Origin of the sequence: Paracoccus luteus, assembly GCF_004522155.1 — a bacterium.
Taxonomy (GTDB): domain Bacteria; phylum Pseudomonadota; class Alphaproteobacteria; order Rhodobacterales; family Rhodobacteraceae; genus Paracoccus; species Paracoccus luteus.
This window is the reverse complement of the sequence record NZ_SDEA01000014.1, coordinates 16,219-36,885: the sequence shown is the minus strand read 5'-3', so window position 1 is coordinate 36,885 and position 20,667 is coordinate 16,219. Positions and strand designations below refer to the sequence as shown.

The following is a 20,667-nucleotide window of genomic DNA, read 5'->3' as shown; positions in this document are numbered from 1 at the left end:
TTGCTGTTGAAAAACCAGCTAAACAACACGACCCGGTGTGGGCTGCACCTTGCCGCACCTCTGCTCCGGGGCAGCATTTTCAGTTTCTTCGCGTCGAAGCCACCGGACGAACACAAGCCACCCATGCCAAGGACGCTCAACTCAGCCAACTCGACCGACCGCATGCCGGGGCAGGCAACCGGGAAAGAACGCATTCTTGCATCGGCGATGCTGCTTTTCGCGCGGATGCCCTATTCCGACACCAGCCTGCGCGACATCGCCGCCGCGGCTGGGGTCGATGTGGCCTATGTCCATCGCGCCTTCGGGTCGAAGGCCGAGATATTCCGTCAGGCCTTGCTGGCGCTTGCGCCCCTCGATGACATCGCCGCAGGGGGCCCCGATGGCGCGACCATGATCAACCGGATCTGCGATCTGGCCTTCCTGCGTGATCCGCGCAAGGTAGAAGATGTCAGGCCGCTTCATTTACTGACACAGTCCAGCCTCTGCAGCGAGGCGCGGGCGATCATTGCGCAATTCTTTGGCACGTCACTAGCCCTGCCTCTAAGCAGGGCGTTTGGCCATGCGGATCCGGGACGGGCGCATTTCGCGCTTAGCCTTCTCAGCGGTTTCGTGACCCATCGTGCGATTTTCGGGCCTGCGGATTTGCTGGCTATCCCCGAGGCGGATCAGCGACAGATGCTGCAAACCGCCCTGATGAACGCAATGCTGCCTGGTTGTTCAGATGGGGTATTCGGCTGGCGTCCCATCTAGACCACTATCCAAGTCAGCTTGCCAACTGCGATCCTGTATAAGTCATGTTGGGATTTCCGCGTTTCGTGCGGAGATTTCAACACGATTGATCGGACGCCTCAGGTGCTTTCAGGCGGCTATATACGGTCGGTCAGATGGCCGCTTGGATCGAGTGTCGGTCTCGTAGGTAGCGCGCCCCCGCACCAAACAAATCAAAGATATCAAAATGTTGGATCCCGACTTAAACCGTCGGGTTTTTGCTTTTGAAATTCTTGTCAACACCTGGTCAACATTTGCAGAGGCCCCCATCGAAGGCCCTGCGGATGGGCGAGTGCTTCCATTTTCCCGATCAATGGAAATCCCGACTCGGAAACAGCTTCCGTGCCTGTTCGCGGGGATGGCGCGCTGTTGGTCTCCTGCTGCCGCCAGTCGGGCGCTTCCCCGGTCTCGACCCATGTCTCGCCTAGGATGGTGTTGCGGAACGCCTTGATCGCCTCGTCCGACCCCTGAGCTGCGTCCCACGCCCGAACGATCCGCTCCCAGCTCAGCCAGCCGATCGGCGAATAGAGCGCCGAGAGGTGATACCCGACCGTGGTCGGATCGGCGGCCGTGGCGGTCGCCCGCCACTCGCCGCTTTCCAGCATCGCCGTCTTGTGGTGTTCCGTGATTGCCGCGTCGCAGCCCTCGCAGTGATATTCCGCCGTTTCCGGCTTACCCTTCTGCCAGCGCAGCCGGTCGAACTTCAGCCATTACATCGCGCCGCAATGCGGGCACGGCACGAAGTACCGGCGCTGGTCGCTCACCTCGTATTCCCGTTCGATCCGGCTCAGCCCCCGGATGGTGGGCGTCGACACCAGCAGCACCTTGCGCCGATGGGCGAAGGTCAGCGACCGTGCCTCGGCCAACGTGACCGGATCGCCTTCCTCGTCGGCCGAGGCGGGATAGGCATCGACCTCGTCGAGGAAGATGTACCGCGCCGGGGTGGACCGCAGCCCGACCGCCGAATTGGCCCCGGTCATGATCAGGATGCCACCCGCGAACTCCTTCGACAGCATCGTATTGCCCGCATCTCGCGACCGGGCCGGTTTGACCCGCTCCCGCAGCTCGGGGCTCTCGTCGATCAGCGGGTCGATCCGCTGGCGTGAGTTGCGCTTGGCAAGTTCCACCGTCGGCTGGACCGCAAGCATCGGGCCCGGTGCCTGGTGGATCGCAAAGCCGATCCAGTTGTTGCCCGCCTCGGTCGCCCCGACCTGCGCGGCCTTCATGAACACGATCCGCTGCATCGTGTCGCCGGCCGACAGCCGGTCCATGATCTCGCGCATGTAGGGCGTGCGCACCGTCCGGTGCCCGAGCACGATCACCGGCGCTTCGGTCAGCCCGAGCTGCGTCGCGGCCAGCACCCGGCCATGGCCCGCTATCAGTTCGCCGTCATCGCCGACGAGGCAGGGCACGGTCCAGCCGAACTCGGCCATGCTGGCGGCGATCTTGGCGACCTGGTCCGGCCCATGCGCCTTCGCGTTCTTCGCGTAAGGCTGCAGCCGCGACAGCGGCCACGTCTCGATCGCGTCCGGTGCGAAGCTCAGCGTCATGATGGGTAAGGTTCCTCGGTCGGGTGGATGCCGGTGGCTTCCGGACTCCGGATGCCGGGCCGGACTCCACACGGGGTCCAGCGGCCACCAGCGGTGTCCGGTCGGAAGGCCAGCGTTTATTGGGTTTCGTGCGCGGTCAGGCGGCTCCGGCTTCCGGGTGGCTTCCCAAAAATCCGGCCCTGTCGCTGGCGATGTCCCGCGCTTCGCCCGCCAGCATACGAAAACGCCCAGGAAGGAACCGGAAACTGCCGTGGGATGGATCCCGGCCGGACCCTCGCTGGATACCGGGGTCCAGGTGGCCCCCGTCAACGCAAAGGGGAGAGCGAGCTTTCCAGCGCACTCTCCCCATCTTGCCTTCGGAATAGCACGATCATGTTGCAGATGTCGAAGGAAAAAGTGTTGCAACACATTGGAGTCACTGCGCATTCAGCCGCGCAGCGATCTTCGTCAGCGCCAGTTGCCAGCGACGCCACGCCGTCGTGCGGTCGCAGCCGAGCTCTCCGCTGATCTGCTTCCACGGCACACGGGCCGCGCGGGACCAGACGAGCTTGCGCTCCGCCTCCTCGATCCAGAGCACCCAGTCGAAGGTCTGCTCGAGCCGGGTGATCGCGGCGGCCGAGGGCCAGACCCGCATCGGCTGGGGTTCCATCGCTGCGATCTCGCGGCTGGTCCGCACGATGTCGGGCCATGTGTTGAAGTAGCCCTGCGCCTTCACCGGCGGCAGCTTGCGCAGGGTGCGGAACGCCTCCTCGAAATGGTCGGCGACGCAGTCGGCGGTCCATTCGCGATCAGCCATAGCGCGCCTCCCTGTCGGCAGGGCGCGGGCCGTAGAGCTTCTCGCCGAGCTGGCGGACCAGTTCACGCTCGGGCCAGGTGAGGCGGTCGTCATCGGCGGAGACCGCGAGCACGCCCTGTTCCTGCCAACCCTCGCGCTTGACCTGCTCGGGATCCCGGCACCGACCGCCGTAGCCGTGGGGGTGCCATCTCATGCGACACCTCCCTTCGTCTCGATCGCCCAGAGCAGCAGGGCGATGGCGTCGGCCTCGTTGTCGTCGGCCGGGCTGAAGCCGCGGGCGCGGGCCGCGGCGATCATCGCGGCCTTGTCGGCGTTGCCCTTGCCCGAGGCGTGGCGCTTGATCGTGCCGACCGGAACGCCCTCGTAGGGCACGCCGCGCAGCTCGGCCCATGCGGTCAGCGTGGCCATGAGCCCGCCGTAGATGTGGCTCGCGTCGGTGCCCGCGTGGCGGCGGACTTCCTCGAACCAGATGGCGGCGACGGGCCCGGACAGCCGGTCGATCTCGGTCAGCCAGTTGGTGAAGCGAAGGTAGCGCATACCGCCCCCGTCGAAGCGGCCGGGGCGCAGAGAGACCGTGCCGCTGGTGATCAGGCCGTCATGGCCGCGGATTGCCCAGCCGGTCGAGGTGCCGAGGTCGAGCGCGAGGATGCAGCGGTTGCGGGGGGCGTCGAGCGGCAGCGATTCAAACCTTGCGCCGTCGCAATTGGGGATCAGAGTCGGCTGAGCCATGATGGGTCTCCTTTGCCGGTGGCCTGTGGTGGTGGAAGACGACGGCGGTCTGGTGCTTGGCGGTACGGGGCCGCCGTCGTCGGATCGGGAAGCACAAGAGAGCGTCACGGCGGCGCGCGCGGCTGGCCCAGACGTATGGGAGGAGTGGCCAACCCTGTGGGGTGGCCCTCCCATACGTAGTATGGGGGTTTGACACCTAACTGTTCCGGGGAGGACAAGTGGCTGAAATCATTGCGGAATAAGACTTCATGAAGTCTTCGGGCATGAGTCAGGGACCTAACTCTTATTTGCGCGTAACCCGTTGATTTCGTTGAGTGCACAGTTGGCGCTGTCATATGAGTCAGGCCTCACTCATATGAGTTAGGTCGTCCTCCAGCCCCTCCGGGTAGACCCAGACGGCGGGGTTTTCGACCTGCAGGCAGAGCCCGGATTGGGGGCATTTGAAGTGGCTGGGCAGGACCGGACGGGCGGTTGTGGTGACCTCGCCGGTGGCCGGATCGATCTCCTCGACGGGCGCGCCGAACTGCATGCCCTCGACGCAGAGATAGCCGAACCGCGACCGGGTGACGGGGAAGCCGAATCCCGAGGGGTCGCGCAGGAACTTCACGAAGCCCTTGGTCGCCAGCACGCTGAGCCGCTCGCGGATCGTGTGCTTGCTGCCCAGACCGCCCCGGTTCTCGAAGGTCTCCGCGAACTGCATCGCGGTGTAGAGGCGCTCGCTCGCCGCCTCGTCCAGCAGCATGCCGAGGATGACATCGTGCTTGCGCAGCCGCTCGGCATCGAGCTTGGCGCCGACCTCCTTGCGCACCAGGCGCTCGTTCAGCGGGTTCAGCTCGACCCATTCGCCCTTCACCTTGTCGATCAGCTTGCCCGGCAGTGCGGGGCCATTGCGCAACTCGATTTCCAGCCTGCGGACACTGCTGTCCTCGTCGGGCCGGTGCATGAGCAGCCCGGAGGTGTAGAAACCCCGCAGCGCGCTGGCGCCGGAGAGCGCGAGGAAGGGATCGTCCTTGACCTGGTGCTTGGTGGCCTTGCGGGTGTGGTGAGCGAGGATGACGCCCGCATCCGGATTGACCGCCTCGCGCAGGAGCTCCACCCGGTCCTTCAGGAAGAACATCATGGCGGTGTTGTCGTTCTCGCCGCCCCCCTCAGGTCCGCCATCGAAGAGGTTGCGGATCGGGTCGATGACGATGATGTCGGGCGGCGCGTCGGGGAATGCGGCCCGGATCGCCTCGGCCACGCGGGCGACGCCTTCCGCGTCGAGCAGCAGCTTCAGTTTCGGGGTGGCGATGAAGGTGTCGCGCGCGGCGGCGATCACGGCGGCGGGCAGCGCGATCTGCTGCATGCGCTCGCGCAGATAGTGATACTGGATCTCGGCCTGCAGATAGAACACGCGCAGCGGCCGGGGCGGCGTGAAGCCGAGGAACGGCACGCCAGCGGCCATGTGCACGAGCCAGCAGATCAGGAAGTCGCTCTTGCCGACCTTGGGCGCGCCGCCCAGCACCAGCAGCCCGCCCGGCGTCAGCACACGGGGGCCGATGACGTCGTCTGGCATCGGGCTCGTGTCGTCGAGCAGCGCGCCGAGGGTGAAGGTGGGCAGCAGGCTGGTCGGGGCATCGGCATGGGCTGCGCGCAGGAGCGGAGGGCCGTTGCGCTTCACATGCAGCGCCCAGAGGCGCTCGGACTCGGCCTGCAGCCGATCGAGCGGCCAGGATGGGCGCAGCATGGCGGCGTTGTAGCCGCAGATCGCCTCCCAGCCCGCGAAGGGATCGAGGCGGCCGTCGTGGACGAGGCGTATGTAGTGGCCGATGGCGGCGCTGGCCCCCTGGAAACGGGACCAGTCGTCCACCGCGCCCTCCCGCACCGGCGTGGTGAGCACCGCGTCGACGCCGGGCTTCGCGGTCGGCGCGGCAGCGTCGCTGGCGAAGCCCACGCCTGGCAGCGGCGGCATATCGGCGACCTTTTCGGCGAAATCCGCAAGGTCGACCTCGACGTCGCGATGTTCGCGGATCTGCACAAGGCGTTGATGGCCGTGCTTGTGATAGACCGTGCCGGGCACCCGTATCGGCTGGTGCGCCGAGCGGAAATGCGTGTCGCCGCCGACCTTCACGGCGATCTCGCCGCGCAGGCGACAGAGGGTGGCCAGATCCTCGCCCTCGGCGGGTTCGGTCAGTTGCCACCAGACATGGAGCTTCGCCGCGCCCTCGGGCGTGCGCCCGCCGCTCTCGATGATCAGCGTGGGCGCGCCGAGGTGGCGGGTGACATGGTCCAGCTTGGCCGGGATATCGCCCGCGTCGAGATCGACGACGATAGCCTGCATCTGCAGCACGTCGGCGGCGCGGGCCTGGCCCTGCTCGGCGACCGTGCCGGGGATGACATAGACCGCCGCCCCCTCGCGGTTCGCCCATGCGGCGAAGGTCGCGAGCTTTCCCGGCGCGGTGTCGTCGGCGGGGATCCAGATATTGTGCGGCTTGCCGTCCCGACCCTGACCCTTGTCCACGAAGCCGCGGAGCGGGATCAGCCCCTCGCACCAGCTGAACACGGTATCGAGGAAGACGGCGATCTGCTCGGGGTCGGGGTCGCAGCCGAACGGGTTCTCGGACGGCGGTCCGTCGTTGAAGTCCATCCACGGGTTGAAGTGCAGGATGCCGTCGTCGCTCATGCGGGAAGCCTCCAGCAGCGCTCGGACCAGGGGCAGAAACGGCATTCGAAGAAGTCGGGCGTGGCGGCGACGCGTGGCAGACGCTCGCCCGCATCGGTCGCCTGAAGGATCCGCACGCCCCGGTCGGACATGCGCTGCGCGAGATCGGCGTCGAAGGCGACCTGCTCATGGTGAAGCTCGGCCGTGTCCTTGTTGATCGCGGTGAACACTGCGGGCGCGGCGCTGATGCCGGGCACGCTGGTTTCCATGTAGGCCTGATAGACCGCGATCTGGGCTGCATAGACCGGCTTCGACTTCGTCACGCCGTCCTTGACGCAAGCGCGCCAGTTCTTCGCGTTCATAGTCTTGCATTCCCAGAGGGCGGGAACGGCAAGACCGAAACCCTCGGGCCCGGCGGCGATGATACCGTCGACATGTCCGCGGATGCGCCCGCCCGCGACGGAGAACCCGAACTGGCCGCCATCGGGCCGGTTGCCCTTGCGGGTGTAGAGGTCGAAGCCCGCGCCGCGCAGCCAGGCGACGGCCAGATCCTCGAGCGCGTGGCCGATGGCGAAGATCCGCAGCGATTGGCCCGAGAAGTCCTGACCCTCGTCCTTCGGCGTCGCCGTGAACTCGAACTGCAGCGCGCGCTCACAGGCATGGCCGAGGCGGGAGCCGCCGAGATAGTCGCGGGGCGGCCGGGTTGCCTGATCGGTGGTGAGCGCCTGGTCGACGACGGCGTTGACCCGATGAGCGAAGCTGGGACGGCGGTTATAGTCCAGCATGCTGGTCCCCCTCGTAGCTGCGGTGGGCAAGCCCGTGGCAGGTCGAGCAGAGCCATTGGACCGCGAGCGGCTCGGAATAGTCGTGATGATGCGCTTCGAGATCGGTCACGCAGCCGCAGCGCTGACACCAGACCGGCACGATGATCCGGCACGCCTTGACAGCGCTCCTGACGATGCTGTGCGCCTTGTTCTTTTCAGCGTGGCGCAGCCGATAGCGGCGCTGCGCCTCCCGGTGTTTTTCGGGATCGCGGAAGTTCTGCGCATAGGCACGCTGGTATTCCCGGCGGCAATCCCGGCACCAGGACTGCCGCCCATCGGGGCCGAGCCGTCGGCGGCCGAACTCGCAGACGTCCTTTTCGACGCCGCACTTTGTGCAGAGCTTGGTCAAAACGGCACCTCCGGCGTCTGCGCCCGGGCGATTTCGGACATGGCCTCGCGGAAGCCCTCGACGGCCTCCTCGATCAGCGCGCGCACCTGCGCCTCGGTCAGATCGGCAAGCGGGGTGGCCCAGCCGATCTCGTCCATCAGCAGCGCCACGCGCTTGATGGTGGCGGTGATCGCGGCGCGCTCTTCCTCGGTCAGGTCAACCATGGCGAAACGCTCCCTGGCCAAGCGCGTCCAGAAGGACTGGCAGGGCATCGAGCAGAACCAGACCGAGGGCCGGGGTCGCTTCGACCGGTGCGGATCGAACCAGCCAAAACCACGGGTGGGTTGCCGGCAGACAGCACAGAGCGTTCCACGCGGATGCCACAGTCGCCGCCGGTCCTCGGCCGAGATGGGGGTGGATGTGGACATGGGTCATGCCGCCCTCCGTTCGGGAGAGGCCGCCGTGTCGATCAGCTGGCGGATGGCGCGCTTGTTGAAGCCGAAGGTCATCAGCGCCGAGGCGCGGTAGCGCGTCAGGCCGAAGTCATGGCGGCACTCGGGCGGCAGGTACTGCAGCTGCTTTTCGGTCGGCGGCTGGCGCAGCCAGGACCGGGTCTTGAAGGCGCTTTCGTCGGTCTCATGGGTGTTCAGCCAGTCGTCGGCCTGCGCGAGGCAGACAGTGCGCTCACCGACACCCAACAGGTGGGGGCGCTCGCCCTTCGCCCCGCCGATGGCGTACCAGACCCCATCCAGCCAGAAGATGCCGCCCCAGGCGGCGAAGCCCGTGGCCATCAGCGCGTCGTCCGTGCCGTAAAGGTCGACCCACGCGAAGCTGGACCGCTTGAGAAGGTCGATCTCGGTCATCATGAAGCCCGAGAGCGGCGTGGCACCGCCACCTTCACCGGCCTCTTCGTCCTCCCGAGGGAACGCTTCGCCGCAGAGCGGGCATTCGGTGGCGGCCAGCGGGATCTCCGCCTCGCAGGCAGGGCAGGTCTTGGTCGGGGCGTCACCAGCCTCGGCCTTGCCGTCGAGATCGACATCCTGCTCCAGCGTGCCGTGGATCAGGCTCGAGGTGCCGAAATCCAGAACGACGCAGTCGGTCTTCACGATGCCGGGATGTTCCTCGGGGTCGACGGTGCGCAGGCCGCGCCCGACCATCTGGATCATGGTGGACTTGTAGGAGCTGGGCCGCAGCAGCACGACGCAGGAGGTGGGCGGGTGGTCCCAGCCCTCCGTCAGCACCGCCACGTTGACGACGACGCGGATGTTGCCCGCCGCGTAGTCGGCGAGGATCGCCTTGCGGGTCTCGGCCGCCAGATCGCCGTGGATCAGCGCGGCGGAAACGCCCGCCGCCCTGAAGGCGTCGGTGACGTGCTCGGCATGGGCGACGGTGGAGCAGAACACCACAGTCTGCCGGTCGCCCGCCTTTTCCTTCCAGTGGCGGATCACCTCGTCGGTGACGGGGGCGCGATCCATAATGCCCGCCACCTCCGCCATGTCGAAATCCGACATGGTCTTGCGGACCGAGCGCAGTTCGTCCTGCACGCCCACGTCGATGACGAAGGTGCGCGGCGGCACGAGGTGGCCCGAGGCGATCAGCTCGCCCAGCCGAATCTGGTCGGCGACATTGTCGAAGACCTCGCGCAGGCCCTTCCTGTCGCCCCGGTTCGGCGTGGCCGTGACCCCGAAGATGCGGGCGTCGGGATTGGCCTCCCGCACGCGGTCGATGATGCGGCGGTAGCTGTCGGCGACGGCATGGTGCGCCTCGTCGACGACCAGCAGGTCGAGGCGCGGCATGTCGGCCAGGTTCGAGGCCCGCGCCAGCGTCGGAACCATCGCAAAGGCGACCTGGCCGCCCCAAGACTTCTCCGTGGCGTCGATGACCGATGTGGCGACGCCCGGCACCACGCGCTGGAACTTGGAGCGGTTCTGCGCGGTCAGCTCGTCGCGATGCGCCAGCACGCAGGCCTTCGCGCCGTCTGCGATCATCTCGCCGGTGACCGCCGAGAGCATGATGGTCTTGCCCGCACCGGTCGGCGCCACGCCCAGCGTGTTGCCGCGGGAAGCGAGCGCAGCCACGCTGCGCTCGACGAAGGTCTTCTGGCGGGGGCGCAGGCGCATGGCCGCTCTCCCCCTTACTGCGCCCAGCTCGGCCGACCGGCGGCGCCGGGGGCCGACGCGGGCTGACTGGGCTGGGTGGCCGTGGTGGGCTGCTGCGGGGCATGGCCCTGCGCCGGGGCGGCGGCGAACTGCGGCGCGACCGCGCCCATCAACGCGGCGTAGTCGCGATGGTCGGGCGTGACCGCGGCGCGAATCTCGTTCTTGTCCTCGCCGTTTGTGTCGGTGCCGATGTCGATGCGGGCGACGAACTCGACGCCGTCGAGATCGCCGAAGCCGTTGATCCGGCGGCGGGCCTGCGCCTCGGGCGAGTTGTCCTTGTCGGACACGCCGCGCGCCGAGTTGAGGATGCCGCGGATCAACCCGCGCCCCATGTTCGCCCAGTCCGGGCCCTTCGGGCTGTAGAGGCCGATCAGCGACCAGACCTTCCGCCGGGCGTAGGGCCCTTCGAGCACGGTATATTCGGCGTCCAGGTAGACGGCGCCGGTGGCGGCGCGGCGCGCCCAGCCGCCGGTCCAGCCCTGCGAGGGGTCGTCGAAGCCGCCGGGGCGGAGCGTCAGGCGCACCTTGGCGAGCGTGCCTTTCGGGATGACGTTTGTGTTGGATTGCGCGGAGTTGAAGTCGTTCCAAGGTCCGGACATTGCGCGGCTCCTTTCAGTTGGAGGATGGGACGCGCGGCGGCGTCAGAGGGGAAAAGCCACCCCGGCGACCGGATCGGGACACCGGGGGTGGCGAGAGGCGCTCAGCCATGGCCGGGCTCCTGCGCGGCGGCGGGATCGGCCGGGGTCACCGGCGGCCAGGTCAGGCGTTCGGAGGCCGGTGCCGCGGGGCGCTGGATCTTCTCCATCAGCCGGCCGAGATGCGGGGCCTCGACCCTGTCGAGGCGGCCGGAACGGTCCTTGGCCGGATAGCCCCATGGGTTCAGCGTCTGGCACACGAACGCGCGCTGAGGCTGGCCGCCGGGATCCGGGATGTCGGCCATTGTGATGACTTGATCCACGATGCCCGGCAGCTCGAGCCCGGTCTTGCTGCCGTCGATCTGCGGCTGGAAGACCTTGCGATTGAAGTCGTCGAGCCGCTCGTCGAGGATCCCGACGAACCAGACATGCTTGCCGCGCGTGTGCTGCAGGTGGGTCAGCCAGCCGATCATCTCGCGGCCATGCAGCCCGTAGGCGCCACGGATGTCGGGCTTGCCGGTCTTCTCGGAGAACGCCTCGGGCTGGCCGCGGCACCACTGGAAGCAGAGCCGCCCGGCCACGGTGATCGAGTCGATGAAGACGGTCTCGTACTGCCCGATCACCGTGGGATCGCCGTAGCGCCCGCAGACCTCGTCGAAATGCGCCTGACTGTAGGGCTGGTCCTCGCGCAGCGCCGGGTTCGGCCCGCCGATGAACACCGCGAAATCCCGGCATTCCTTCCAGGTGCGGGGCCGGAGCGTGTCGATCTCCAGCCCCTCGACCGCCAGATCGCCAGCCTCTAGATCAAGGAAGAGCGTGGTCGAGGCATTCAGCGTCCAGAGCAGACTGGTCTTGCCGATGCCGGACCGGCCGAAGATGACGCCCTTGATGCCCTTGCGTTGCGCGAGCCGTTCGTCGGCGCCGATGATGGGAAGGGCCATCACTGGCCCTCCTTCTTCATCACCGCCGTAGCGGCGCGGTCGGCGCCGATGCACCCCGCCTCGCGGGCGAGCTTATAGAGCCGCTTCAACGCATCGGCGCGGCGGTAGGCGGCCGTGCTCTCGCGCTCCGCTTCCACGATCGCGAAGGCGATCTCGTCGACGGTCGCCTCGACGACCGGCAGCGGCTCGCGCGGCTCGTCACCGGCGCGCTGCGGAAGGGAGATGGTTTCGGGGAGGTCTTCGAGGGCGTAGCTCGCGGCGCGAAGACGGGTGATATCGTCCGGCTGGTCCGGCATGGCGGTTCTCCGTGAGATGATGTGATCGAGGAGGCGCATCACGCGGCCTCGCGGACGTCGGGCGCGGGCTCGGCGACGTAGATCGCCAGCAGCGGCGTCCCGTCGGCGTGGGTGCCGGCGTCCTCGATCTGATAGTTGCGGTTGGGCTCGCAGACCTCGGTCAGCTCCCAGCGGCGATAGAGCCCCGGAAGACGCCTGAAATCCTCGAGCGACAGATCGGCAGTGCGGTTCATGCGTGTCTGCTTTCGGTTGGAGGGAAGGCGCTCGCGGCGCTCGAATGGGAAAAGCCACCGGCGGGACCGGATCGGGACATCGGCTCAGGGGATTTCCTCGAGGGCGTCGTGCAGCCGGCGCATGGCGCGCTGGTACCGCTTGCGGGCGGCGGCCTCGGTGAGCCCCAGTTCCACGGCGACTTCCGCCTGGGAGAAGCCCTCGACCGCCACGCGGATCACCAGCAGCGCGTCATCGCCGAACAGCTTCCGCACGGCGCCGTTCAGTCGCGCGTACCCGGCCGCGCCGATCCCGCTGTCGCCGCTGTCCACCACCTCGTCGGGATCGGCGCTGCTGGCGAGATGTTCGCGTGCCTGGTCGCGCTGGCGCACGCGGATCATGTCGCGCTCGACATTCCGCAGCACCGTCGCCGCGATCCAGTTGACGCGCCCGAGGTCGAGGCCGCGGACCGCCTCGGTGGTGCGCGCCAGCACGTCGGACGCGATCTCGTCGGCGGTGCCGATCCTGCGCCAGATCGACCGGCGGCGGATGGCGTCGAGGCCGGGCCAGAGTGCCAGCAACAGCAGCGTCAGAGCGCAGTCGGACGCGGGCCCGTCGCCCTGCGCCGCCCTGACGAGCGCGGAGAGGATCACGTTCTTCTGGCCCTGATCGCCGGGCGTGCGGTGCAGCCCGTCCAGCAGGGCCGCCGGATCGCGGAACGGCGCGAGGGCGGCCTGCGCACGCCGGATGGCGTCGAAACTGCGCTGAAAGTGAAGGTTGGAGGATGAATGCATGAGGTGATCACGGATCTCGTGCCACGCGAAGGACATCGGACGCCTGCCTTGCGGCCAGGCGTCCGGCGCCTTCTCGTGGCCAGGTCAGGACGTCGCGCGTCTCTGCGATTTCAGGGGGTTGGGTGAATGCGCGCGTCAGCGCGCGGGTGCGGTCGCGTTGTTCAGCGTGCCGCAGCCGCGGCAGGTGGCCTGAACCGGAAAGCCCACGAGATACTCGTGCCCCCGCGCGAAGCGCAGGTGCATGCGGCCGTCCCGACAGACGCCGAGCAGCTTGTCACAGCGCGTACAGCGCCATTCCGAGTCGTGGGTGGTGGGCTTGGTCTTCGCGACGCCGGACCAGCTCGTCTGGGCTGCCTGGCGCGGGGGGAAGGGAGTCGGCATGGAAGTGCTCCTCTATGTGGAGCCCTTCCAGTAATCAGCGGCTTGTTAGACCGTCTCCCGCCGCATGTTAGACCGCTGTTAGACGGTCGCTTCCTCGGCTGGCTCGGTCACGGCTTCGGTTGGCTGCGCAGTGAGTAGCAGTCGCCAATATCCGTTCTTCGCACCCTTGCCGATATAGACGTCCCGGATGCTGTCCCAGGTCTCCTTCCGGAACGCCTGCTGGGGGCTTCTGGACTCAAAGCCTTCCATCAGCGCCTTTACCTGAACGTCGGGACTGCCTTTCGCGGCTGCGACCACAAGGCGCTCGAAGATTGTAAGTTGATCGTTCCCAGCGAGGTGAAGCGGCTCCCTGCCAGGAATGAACAGCGTGCCGGACTGCTTGCCTGTCCGAACCACCCGCGGCGACACGCCCCCGCGTGCGAGTGAAAGACCGTCTCGGTACGCGAGTTCTATTCCGTCGCGCGCGAACAGCATTTCCTCGTCCGCCGATGCGAGATGAGACAGCAGCGGCATGACGACGTTAGGCCCAAGATGTGACGGCATCTCCTCGCTCGCGGCGAAGACGATGCCCACCCCAGCGGTGCCCCGCGCGCGCAACATCAGATCCAGTCTCTGCGCAGCTTTGGGATCATTGAGCCGCCGGGCGAAATAGACGGGCACATCTGCCTCATCGATCTGGATGGCGCCGACGAGGGTCAGGTCCGGGTCCAGGATCTGGGCCGCCCGCTTGCTCAGCAGCGGCTTCATTAGGCGCATGAGCGTCTCGTGAAGCCACTGAGCGTTGATCGCGAACATCTCGACATCCGACGCGGGGCGCTTACCGACATCTTCGCCGAAAGGACCGACAGCCTGGATCATGCCTTCGGTTGCCGACGGCTTGACGGCGCCTTCCCCGTCGACCTCGTCGTCCTCGATGAGAACCACGTCCTGACGGTCGCGGCGCTCAAGCAGGCCGCCTTCGATGAGACGCTTCGGGTCAAGCCCGAGTTCCAGCAGATAACTTCCGCTGACCTCGTCCTCGATGCGGTCGTGGAGTTGAACAAGCTGGGGAAATATCGCGCGAAGGTCATCATGCGCGATTTGCCTGAACGCGCTCAGGATTCCCCATTCCTTGAGCAGCGCGAAGCCGAGGCTGCGTTCCTCCGGATCGGGCTTGCTCTGCAGGTTGCAGCTCTTCGTGCCCGCAATCGTGATATTGAGCGTCCGCTGCTTGTCATCGCCGATCAGGTTGTAGGCCACCGCGATGGTGATCCGGCTGAACGCTTCGGCGCGCCGAAAGATGTTCCGCGCCCCGAGATATCGGTCGGCAACCTCCTGGATGTCATCGTCGACCGTCACCTTGAGCTGAAGCTTGCGGCGCCAGGTTCCCAGCCGGATCTCGGCTTCGATGACGCGCGCGAACTCGAACGCGTACCCTTCGATCTCAGGGGGCTGCAGAAGAAGCGAAGAGCGGAAGCGCGAAAGATTATAGCGCTTCCAGGTCAGCGGTTTCTGGGAGATGTCGTGACCTAGCGCAACTTCGGCGAAGGAGTCGCTGACCGTCTGGCGCACCACGGGGCTGTCCGCGCAGACCTCGATCTGCCGCATTGAAGGCGTGTAGATCAACGTCGCCTCGTTCGGCGGTCGGTAGTAGATGGTTCCCCGCCTTCCGTCTTGCCGGTGATCGTAGACGCTCGAAAGCGGGCCACCGTGCCGGACGATCAGCATGATGGACGCAGGGTGCGTATCGGTGGCAGGCAGATCGAGCGCCTTGACCGTGCAGGATATCTCGGGCTTCAGCTCGAGCATGCCCTTGATCTTGGACGCCAGCGCCTTTTCGTCGATGGCCGCCGCGTCGAGGGCTACCTGGTTCTCCAGTTCGACCTCGAAGGCGTCGTAGAGCTTGCCGTGGTCGCGGAACTGTCGGGCGAAGTGAAAGCTCTCCGCATCCTCGAAGGTTTCGCGTTCATGGAGATATGCCCAGATGCTTCTGCAGAGCTCATCTGGCTGCCGGTGAAACTCCTGCGACCGTGTCTCATCGAGTTGTTGCTCGACAATGGTGGTGAGCGAGGTGACGCCCTTTTTCTCGGCGAGGGCCCGGATCCTTCGTGATCGTTGCTCCGCAGGTCGCAGCTCATCGCGGTCGAAATCTGACAGCGTCTCGACAAGTGCTTGCCGAAACGCCTCGACCGCTTCTTCGTCGGCGAGGTCGGGAACGTCCTCGGGCAGCTTGAATTCCGGCTCATTGTCTCCCTCGCGCACGGCAAGGGCAGCTCGGGCGAGGTCGACGCGCGCATCCTCGATCAGCGCCAGAACATGCGGACCGATCGGGGATGCTTTGCGCGCCATGAACTCACCTCAATGAACTACTGCTCTCGATTGATTCAACCTGCGATAATCATGGACAAATCCGTGATCGGCAAGCCCTGATGTTCTCTCCCTGTTCGCATTTCCGCATCCCGTTCCGCTGAGATGTCCCACCTCGGACGGCTGGGTGGCTTTTGATCGGTAGCACACCATCAAACACGGCCACCGAGACATGAACCGCCCCAATCCGCTACCTCCCGACCAGATGACCGCCGCCGAACGCCGCGCCGAACTGTGTGGCCTGCTGGCGCTCGGGCTGGTTCGGCTGCTCGGGCAGGATAGGCGTGAAGTATCTGACAATACTGGAGAACGTTGCCTACACTATCCCGACGACCAATGCCGTCATGCAACTCCAACTCACCGGAGAAATGCATGACGAAGCCCGATCCCATCCCCGCGCGCCTAGCAGCGCTGAAGTCCATGTCCGTCACCCAGCTGAAGTCAGAGTGGCAGACGATCTTTGCCTCGGCAGCGCCGAACAACAGCCGAGCGTTCCTCGAGAGCCGGTTGGCCTACCGCATCCAAGAGCTGACGTATGGCGGTCCTGATCGCGAAACCCGACGCATGCTGGACCTGCTGGCCGATGAGGTCGGCGGCACCCTGACACGCAAGAGCCAGATCGCCGATCCTCGCAATCCCGTGGTCGGCACGAGGCTGATCCGCGAATGGAACGGGGTCGAGCACACGATCACGGTCTTGCGGGACGGGTTCGAGTGGCAGGGGCGCCCCTACAAATCCTTGTCCGCGATCGCGCGGGCAATCACCGGGACGCGCTGGAATGGCTACCGCTTCTTCGGGTTGCGCGAACGCAAGCGGGGGAATGATTGATGGATCAGCGCGCAAATCCCGTCCGCCGCCAGCGCTGCGCCATCTACACGCGCAAGTCCTCCGAGGAAGGGCTGGAGCAGGAGTTCAACAGCCTGCACGCACAGCGAGAGGCCTGCGAGGCGTATATCGCCAGCCAGCGCTCCGAGGGCTGGGTGCTGGTCCGCGATCAGTATGACGACGGCGGGATCTCGGGCGGGACGCTGGAACGGCCCGGCCTCAAGCAGCTTTTGGCCGACATCGAGGACGGCCTGATCGATGTGGTGGTCGTCTACAAGATCGACCGCCTGTCGCGGTCGCTGATGGACTTCTCGAAGCTGGTCGAGGTCTTCGACCGCAACGGCGTGACGTTTGTCTCGGTGACGCAGTCCTTCAACACCACCACGTCCATGGGGCGGCTGACGCTGAACATCCTGCTCAGCTTCGCGCAGTTCGAGCGCGAGGTCACGGCAGAGCGCATCCGCGACAAGGTTCGCGCCTCCCGCATGAAGGGCATGTGGATGGGCGGATATGTCCCGCTCGGGTACGATGTGAAGGACCGCAAGCTCGTGGTGAATGAAGACGAGGCTGCCACCGTGCGGGGCATCTTCGAGAGGTTCGTCGAGGTCGGATCAGCGACCGTGCTGGCCCGTGAACTGCGCCGCAAAGGGCTCCGCAACAAGCAGGGCACGTTGGTCGACAAGGGATATCTCTACAGAGTGCTGATGAACCGCGTCTATCGCGGCGACGCCGTCCACAAGGGCAAGGCCTATCCCGGCGAACATCAGGCCATCATCGACGAGCAGCTGTGGGATCAGGTCCATGCCATCTTGCGGCAGAACCCGCGAAAGCGCGCCAACAACACCCGCGCACAGGCGCCTGCATTGCTCAAGGGTCTGATCTTTACGGCCACGGGCGCCGCCATGACCCCGAGCAGCACGAAGAAGGGCGCGCGGCGATACCGGTACTACGTCTCGATGGACGTCATCAAGAATCGCGAACCCAGCGACGCGGGCATCCCGCGCCGCCTTCCTGCCGACCTCGTGGAAGCGGCTGTGGTGACCGAGTTGCGGCGGGTGATGCGCGCGCCGTCGATCACGGCACAGGTCATTGCCCACTTGGCGCGCGAGGGTCACGCCTTCGCCGAGGCCGACGTGATCTCCGCGCTGCAGACGTTCGATGACGTCTGGGGCCAGCTGTTCCCTGCAGAGCAGACCCGGATCGTGCAGTTGCTGGTGCGCCGGGTCACCGTGACGTCTGAGGGGCTGGTGATCGATGTCCGGACCGACGGCGTCTCGGGCGTCATGCGCGACATGATGGCGCCACGAAAGAAGGTGGCGGCGGAATGATGAAACCCGACGAGTCCATCCAGATCTTCGTGCCGCTCAAGCTCCGCAAGCAGAACGGGCGGCCGAAGATCATGCCGCCCGCCACCTATATGCCCAGTGAAGACCGGACGCAGGATCCGCATATCCTGCGCGCCATAGGCCGGGCTTGGGGCTGGCGGCGGCGCATGGAGGCTGGTGAGTTCAATACGGTCACCGATCTGGCGAAAGCCGTGGGGCTGGCCGAACGCCATGTCAGCCGACAGCTGCGGCTTGCCTATCTCGCGCCGGGGGTCCTCAAGCGACTGGTCTACAAGCGCGAGGTGCCCGCCGTGACCCTTTTGAAACTGTCCGATGTCGCGGCACTGCCATGGCACGAACAGCCGGGGCAGGTGTTCGACTGATCCTCAGTGAAAGCTCGCCTGAAACGTCGTCGCGGTCAGGGAGACATGCGCGTCCAGCGGCGGATGCAACTCGAACGCCTTCGGCTCGCGTGAGAAGTTCCAGAGCCGGAACAGACGCCATTCCGACCTGCGCTCCTCGGCCACGGCCAGTTCGTTGCGGGTGATGTGGAAGGGCGTGCGCTCCCATCCGTTCGTCGTCTTGACCTCGATCAGCCGGGCGAGACCGTCCGGGGCGAAACTCGCGATGTCGTAGCCCACGCCATCGCCATCCTCCTCCGACACCCAGCGTACCTTGCGCGCCAGATCGTCCCGTCCTGCCGAGCGAAGAGACGCCCGTTCATGCGCCAGCACACGTTCCTCTCCCGCGCGGCCGAGGGCCCGGTTGCGCTCGTCTCGGCCCGCCACGTCGAACTTGCGGGCGATGTGCAGCATCTGGTCCAGTTCCTGCGGCGGCGGCTGGTTCGACAGCGTCGGCGGCGGTCCGATCCAGATCTGCGCTGCCTCGCGCAGGCCAGCACCGGGTTGCAGCCCAGGTTGGCGCCCGAGCCAGGCCGGGTTCAGCGCCAGCCATCGCGCCACGGCATCCACCAAGGTCATCTGGAAATTGAACGCAGGCTTGTAGCCGGGGACCCAGTCTTCGCCGAGCCCCTTCAGAACCGCGCTGATGTTCTGGTGCTTGAACTCGACGGACCCCTCGGACCGGTTGTTCAGTAGCGGCAGGAGCGCCCGGCGATGCTCGGCCTTGCTGTAGCGGCGCGCGGAGATGTCGTCGGCCAGCATCGCGAAGTAATCCGCGACGATCAGGTCGTTCTCTGCATCCGTCCAAGGCCCGTTCGACATTGCGCCAGGCTATGGGCGCGAAGTCTGTTTGTCATCAGAGACTTCTGGCAGGGTCTTGGCTCGCTTCGGACGCTTCCGCCGGACTTGGGGATAGGCCGCCACTGAGCCGTCCTTCTGACCGCCCTGCGCCTTCGTGTTGGTCTCCGTCACCGGATTATCTCGCGAACGGGGCGACCCCATGAACCTGACAACCCATTGGAAATACGAGGATGTTTCGCACCGTCCCGCGGCCGTTGAGGGGCGTTCAAAGAGAGACGCAGGCCATTCGGAGACCCGTTCTGCGTCAAGCGTCCAGTCTCCGAAGGGCGGATGGCCCGGCCAACGCCCTTTGAAACAAAAAGAAAAAAGGCCCCAATCGGGGCCCCTGGACGGATTCAGTATCTGAATGTGGCGGACGGTGAGGGATTCGAACCCTCGAGACGGTTCCCCGCCTACACACTTTCCAGGCGTGCGCCTTCGACCACTCGGCCAACCGTCCGTGCCCGGGGGATTTAGCTTGCGCGCGCGCAGGGCGCAAGGGCGGGCGGCGGCGGATTTACAGGCGGGCGATGCGCGCCTGCAGTTCGGCCAGTTGCCGGCGGATGTCGTCCATCGATGCGTCCCCGGCGGCGGGTTTCGCCGTGTCGGGCTGGGCGGCGGACCCCGGCCGGGGGGCGGCCGGGAGCGCGTCGGAGGACGGCGCGGCGGGCACGTCCTCCTCGCGCTGGGGGCCGCTTGCGCCGTGTGCGCCCCAGCCGGCCATCATCGCGCGCAGGAACTTCTGCTGCTGGCGCTGCATCTCGGCAAAGCCGGGCATCGAGGCGATCGGATGCTGCAACGCCGAAAACTGTTCCAGCATCTTGGACTGACCGTCGCGCAGCATCTCGAAGCTGGCGGCAAGGAACTGCGGCACGACCGACTGGGCCTGCGCGGTATAGCTGCGCACCAGGTCGGTCAGCACGTCCACGGGCAGGACGCTTTCGCCCCGGCTTTCGTGTTCCGCGATGATCTGCAGCAGATATTGCCGGGTCAGGTCGTCGCCGGATTTCAGATCGACGATGCGGACCTCGCGCCCTTCGCGGATCACGCGGGCGATCTCCTCCAGCGTGACATAGTCGCTGCTTTCGGTGTTATACAGCCTGCGGCTGGCATAACGCTTGACCAGCAGGGGCTTGGCGGGCGCATCGGCGGGCATGGCTGACCGGGTGTGTTGCATACGCAGCATGATGCGGCGCAGCATGGCGAAAGGCAAACGAAAACCCCGCGGCCGTGGGGCCGCGGGGCGGAACCTCGGGGCTGTCGTCCAGCCCCGCGACGATCACAAGGGCCGATCAGCCCTTGTTGATCATGTTCTTGGCCGCGTCGGTGGCCTGACGGGTGGCGTCGGTGGCCTGGCGGGTGGCTTCCTGCACGTCGCGCGTGGTCTTTTCGGCCATGCGCTGCATGTCGGCGCCGGCTTCCTTGCCCGCGTTCATCAGCAGGTCGACGGTGTCCATCTGCACCTTCTTGGCGACTTCGGCATAGGCAGCCATGTGCTCGGCGGCCAGTTCGGCGGCGGCGGACGCAAAGTCGCTCATCGCCTTGGCATAGTCGGCCGGCTGCTCTTTCTTGGTGGTCAGCTCGCCCATGCGGGCCAGCGTGTCCTTGGCCCAGGCGGCCGAGATCTCGGTCGAACGCTCGGCGGCGTCCAGGGCGACGCGGGTCATGCGCTCGCCCAAGGCGGTCTGCGACTTGAACGCATCGGTCATCGACGAGGTGTCGACGGGCATCTTCTGCATCATGTCTTGGAAGGTCTTGGTAAAGTCGGGGGTCTTGGCCATCGGTCGTCTCCTCTGCGGAAGCAGCGGCGCGCTGCCCCGGTCAATCATCATGACACAGTTATAGTTGCTGCAACGCAGCATTGCAAGAGGGTCATGC

22 protein-coding genes, 1 tRNA gene and 2 pseudogenes are annotated in these 20,667 nt (G+C 66.3%); 4 read left to right on the top strand and 21 right to left on the bottom strand.

The features are described from left to right. The first annotated feature begins 6 nt into the window (after positions 1-6). The gene (locus EPA64_RS14125) at positions 7-750 is read left to right on the top strand and encodes a TetR/AcrR family transcriptional regulator (RefSeq protein WP_134726962.1); all 744 of its coding nucleotides are present in this window, start codon (positions 7-9) and stop codon (positions 748-750) included. 398 nt (positions 751-1,148) lie between these two features. On the opposite strand, the pseudogene EPA64_RS14120 reads toward EPA64_RS14125, so the two are convergent. From EPA64_RS14120 to EPA64_RS14045, 17 genes and pseudogenes are all read right to left on the bottom strand, one after another. Beyond that, a pseudogene (locus tag EPA64_RS14120) lies at positions 1,149-2,075 on the bottom strand (terminase gpA endonuclease subunit); the annotation flags it as partial. Further along, positions 2,067-2,318: pseudogene (locus tag EPA64_RS16515) on the bottom strand (ParB/Srx family N-terminal domain-containing protein); the annotation flags it as partial. The pseudogenes EPA64_RS14120 and EPA64_RS16515, both read right to left, overlap by 9 nt. 415 nt (positions 2,319-2,733) lie before the next feature. Continuing rightward, complete coding sequence (locus EPA64_RS14115) at positions 2,734-3,114, bottom strand: DUF6362 family protein (RefSeq protein ID WP_018303644.1); 381 nt, start codon at positions 3,112-3,114, stop codon at positions 2,734-2,736. After that, positions 3,107-3,307 (bottom strand): hypothetical protein, encoded by a 201-nt coding sequence (locus EPA64_RS14110; RefSeq protein WP_134726961.1) that lies wholly within the window; start codon positions 3,305-3,307, stop codon positions 3,107-3,109. Before EPA64_RS14110 ends, EPA64_RS14115 begins: the two co-directional genes overlap by 8 nt. Beyond that, the gene (locus tag EPA64_RS14105; protein ID WP_246026776.1) at positions 3,304-3,843 is read right to left on the bottom strand and encodes a hypothetical protein; all 540 of its coding nucleotides are present in this window, start codon (positions 3,841-3,843) and stop codon (positions 3,304-3,306) included. Before EPA64_RS14105 ends, EPA64_RS14110 begins: the two co-directional genes overlap by 4 nt. 340 nt (positions 3,844-4,183) lie before the next feature. After that, on the bottom strand, positions 4,184-6,505 hold the full coding sequence (locus EPA64_RS14100) for an AAA family ATPase (RefSeq protein ID WP_246026775.1): 2,322 nt from the start codon (positions 6,503-6,505) through the stop codon (positions 4,184-4,186). Continuing rightward, complete coding sequence (locus tag EPA64_RS14095) at positions 6,502-7,269, bottom strand: PD-(D/E)XK nuclease family protein (protein ID WP_134726959.1); 768 nt, start codon at positions 7,267-7,269, stop codon at positions 6,502-6,504. Before EPA64_RS14095 ends, EPA64_RS14100 begins: the two co-directional genes overlap by 4 nt. Continuing rightward, positions 7,256-7,657, bottom strand: coding sequence for a hypothetical protein (locus EPA64_RS14090; protein WP_134726958.1), 402 nt, complete (start codon positions 7,655-7,657; stop codon positions 7,256-7,258). Before EPA64_RS14090 ends, EPA64_RS14095 begins: the two co-directional genes overlap by 14 nt. Then, the gene (locus EPA64_RS14085) at positions 7,654-7,860 is read right to left on the bottom strand and encodes a DUF6511 domain-containing protein (RefSeq protein WP_134726957.1); all 207 of its coding nucleotides are present in this window, start codon (positions 7,858-7,860) and stop codon (positions 7,654-7,656) included. Before EPA64_RS14085 ends, EPA64_RS14090 begins: the two co-directional genes overlap by 4 nt. A 207-nt stretch (positions 7,861-8,067) precedes the next feature. Then, positions 8,068-9,756, bottom strand: coding sequence for a DEAD/DEAH box helicase (locus EPA64_RS14080; RefSeq protein WP_134726956.1), 1,689 nt, complete (start codon positions 9,754-9,756; stop codon positions 8,068-8,070). Positions 9,757-9,770: 14 nt separating this feature from the next. Beyond that, positions 9,771-10,394 (bottom strand): hypothetical protein, encoded by a 624-nt coding sequence (locus tag EPA64_RS14075; protein ID WP_134726955.1) that lies wholly within the window; start codon positions 10,392-10,394, stop codon positions 9,771-9,773. 101 nt (positions 10,395-10,495) lie between these two features. Beyond that, positions 10,496-11,371 carry an ATP-binding protein gene (locus EPA64_RS14070; RefSeq protein WP_134726954.1) on the bottom strand — a complete coding sequence of 292 codons (876 nt, stop codon included), beginning with the start codon at positions 11,369-11,371 and terminating at the stop codon, positions 10,496-10,498. Continuing rightward, positions 11,371-11,667, bottom strand: coding sequence for a hypothetical protein (locus tag EPA64_RS14065; RefSeq protein ID WP_167626677.1), 297 nt, complete (start codon positions 11,665-11,667; stop codon positions 11,371-11,373). The genes EPA64_RS14070 and EPA64_RS14065 overlap by 1 nt, the downstream gene beginning before the upstream one ends. Positions 11,668-11,705: 38 nt before the next feature. Then, positions 11,706-11,900: a hypothetical protein gene (locus tag EPA64_RS14060; protein WP_090734972.1), complete on the bottom strand. Its 195-nt coding sequence runs from the start codon at positions 11,898-11,900 to the stop codon at positions 11,706-11,708. A gap of 84 nt (positions 11,901-11,984) precedes the next feature. Continuing rightward, positions 11,985-12,707 (bottom strand): RNA polymerase sigma factor, encoded by a 723-nt coding sequence (locus EPA64_RS14055; RefSeq protein WP_134726952.1) that lies wholly within the window; start codon positions 12,705-12,707, stop codon positions 11,985-11,987. Between the two features lie 99 nt (positions 12,708-12,806). Then, entirely contained in the window at positions 12,807-13,052 is a 246-nt protein-coding gene (locus tag EPA64_RS14050; RefSeq protein WP_134726951.1) for a hypothetical protein, read from the bottom strand. A gap of 78 nt (positions 13,053-13,130) precedes the next feature. Next, positions 13,131-15,380: a hypothetical protein gene (locus EPA64_RS14045; RefSeq protein ID WP_134726950.1), complete on the bottom strand. Its 2,250-nt coding sequence runs from the start codon at positions 15,378-15,380 to the stop codon at positions 13,131-13,133. A 390-nt stretch (positions 15,381-15,770) separates the two neighbouring features. On the opposite strand from EPA64_RS14045, the gene EPA64_RS14035 reads away from it, so the two are divergent. Genes EPA64_RS14035 through EPA64_RS14025 form a run of 3 tightly spaced genes read left to right on the top strand, consistent with a single transcriptional unit; the run spans position 15,771 to position 17,931 of the window. Then, positions 15,771-16,226, top strand: coding sequence for a DUF2924 domain-containing protein (locus EPA64_RS14035; RefSeq protein WP_134726949.1), 456 nt, complete (start codon positions 15,771-15,773; stop codon positions 16,224-16,226). Further along, a complete protein-coding gene (locus EPA64_RS14030; RefSeq protein WP_134726948.1) occupies positions 16,226-17,551 on the top strand; it encodes a recombinase family protein in 1,326 nt (441 codons plus the stop codon). The genes EPA64_RS14035 and EPA64_RS14030 overlap by 1 nt, the downstream gene beginning before the upstream one ends. After that, entirely contained in the window at positions 17,548-17,931 is a 384-nt protein-coding gene (locus EPA64_RS14025; protein ID WP_134726947.1) for a hypothetical protein, read from the top strand. The genes EPA64_RS14030 and EPA64_RS14025 overlap by 4 nt, the downstream gene beginning before the upstream one ends. Positions 17,932-17,934: 3 nt before the next feature. On the opposite strand, the gene EPA64_RS14020 is transcribed toward EPA64_RS14025, so the two are convergent. The 4 genes from EPA64_RS14020 to EPA64_RS14005 all read right to left on the bottom strand — a co-directional run bounded on the left by EPA64_RS14020 (position 17,935) and on the right by EPA64_RS14005 (position 20,570). After that, positions 17,935-18,771 (bottom strand): protein NO VEIN domain-containing protein, encoded by an 837-nt coding sequence (locus tag EPA64_RS14020; protein ID WP_134726946.1) that lies wholly within the window; start codon positions 18,769-18,771, stop codon positions 17,935-17,937. Between the two features lie 388 nt (positions 18,772-19,159). Further along, a tRNA-Ser gene (locus tag EPA64_RS14015) sits at positions 19,160-19,249 on the bottom strand. Between the two features lie 57 nt (positions 19,250-19,306). Next, entirely contained in the window at positions 19,307-19,975 is a 669-nt protein-coding gene (phaR, locus tag EPA64_RS14010; RefSeq protein WP_246026774.1) for a polyhydroxyalkanoate synthesis repressor PhaR, read from the bottom strand. 106 nt (positions 19,976-20,081) lie between these two features. After that, the gene (locus tag EPA64_RS14005) at positions 20,082-20,570 is read right to left on the bottom strand and encodes a Phasin (RefSeq protein ID WP_134726945.1); all 489 of its coding nucleotides are present in this window, start codon (positions 20,568-20,570) and stop codon (positions 20,082-20,084) included. Positions 20,571-20,667 lie beyond the last annotated feature (97 nt).

What these genes read in the sequence shown, in the direction of transcription:
- EPA64_RS14110 (WP_134726961.1), bottom strand. Translation starts at nt 3,307, where the DNA reads ATGAGATGGCACCCCCACGGCTACGGCGGTCGGTGCCGGGATCCCGAG.
- EPA64_RS14095 (WP_134726959.1), bottom strand. Translation starts at nt 7,269, where the DNA reads ATGCTGGACTATAACCGCCGTCCCAGCTTCGCTCATCGGGTCAACGCC.
- EPA64_RS14100 (WP_246026775.1), bottom strand. Translation starts at nt 6,505, where the DNA reads ATGAGCGACGACGGCATCCTGCACTTCAACCCGTGGATGGACTTCAAC.
- EPA64_RS14065 (WP_167626677.1), bottom strand. Translation starts at nt 11,667, where the DNA reads ATGCCGGACCAGCCGGACGATATCACCCGTCTTCGCGCCGCGAGCTAC.
- EPA64_RS14050 (WP_134726951.1), bottom strand. Translation starts at nt 13,052, where the DNA reads ATGCCGACTCCCTTCCCCCCGCGCCAGGCAGCCCAGACGAGCTGGTCC.
- EPA64_RS14055 (WP_134726952.1), bottom strand. Translation starts at nt 12,707, where the DNA reads ATGTCCTTCGCGTGGCACGAGATCCGTGATCACCTCATGCATTCATCC.
- EPA64_RS14030 (WP_134726948.1), top strand. Translation starts at nt 16,226, where the DNA reads ATGGATCAGCGCGCAAATCCCGTCCGCCGCCAGCGCTGCGCCATCTAC.
- EPA64_RS14070 (WP_134726954.1), bottom strand. Translation starts at nt 11,371, where the DNA reads ATGGCCCTTCCCATCATCGGCGCCGACGAACGGCTCGCGCAACGCAAG.
- EPA64_RS14105 (WP_246026776.1), bottom strand. Translation starts at nt 3,843, where the DNA reads ATGGCTCAGCCGACTCTGATCCCCAATTGCGACGGCGCAAGGTTTGAA.
- EPA64_RS14020 (WP_134726946.1), bottom strand. Translation starts at nt 18,771, where the DNA reads ATGTCGAACGGGCCTTGGACGGATGCAGAGAACGACCTGATCGTCGCG.
- EPA64_RS14035 (WP_134726949.1), top strand. Translation starts at nt 15,771, where the DNA reads ATGACGAAGCCCGATCCCATCCCCGCGCGCCTAGCAGCGCTGAAGTCC.
- EPA64_RS14005 (WP_134726945.1), bottom strand. Translation starts at nt 20,570, where the DNA reads ATGGCCAAGACCCCCGACTTTACCAAGACCTTCCAAGACATGATGCAG.
- EPA64_RS14060 (WP_090734972.1), bottom strand. Translation starts at nt 11,900, where the DNA reads ATGAACCGCACTGCCGATCTGTCGCTCGAGGATTTCAGGCGTCTTCCG.
- EPA64_RS14115 (WP_018303644.1), bottom strand. Translation starts at nt 3,114, where the DNA reads ATGGCTGATCGCGAATGGACCGCCGACTGCGTCGCCGACCATTTCGAG.
- EPA64_RS14080 (WP_134726956.1), bottom strand. Translation starts at nt 9,756, where the DNA reads ATGCGCCTGCGCCCCCGCCAGAAGACCTTCGTCGAGCGCAGCGTGGCT.
- phaR (WP_246026774.1), bottom strand. Translation starts at nt 19,975, where the DNA reads ATGCTGCGTATGCAACACACCCGGTCAGCCATGCCCGCCGATGCGCCC.
- EPA64_RS14075 (WP_134726955.1), bottom strand. Translation starts at nt 10,394, where the DNA reads ATGTCCGGACCTTGGAACGACTTCAACTCCGCGCAATCCAACACAAAC.
- EPA64_RS14025 (WP_134726947.1), top strand. Translation starts at nt 17,548, where the DNA reads ATGATGAAACCCGACGAGTCCATCCAGATCTTCGTGCCGCTCAAGCTC.
- EPA64_RS14045 (WP_134726950.1), bottom strand. Translation starts at nt 15,380, where the DNA reads ATGGCGCGCAAAGCATCCCCGATCGGTCCGCATGTTCTGGCGCTGATC.
- EPA64_RS14085 (WP_134726957.1), bottom strand. Translation starts at nt 7,860, where the DNA reads ATGGTTGACCTGACCGAGGAAGAGCGCGCCGCGATCACCGCCACCATC.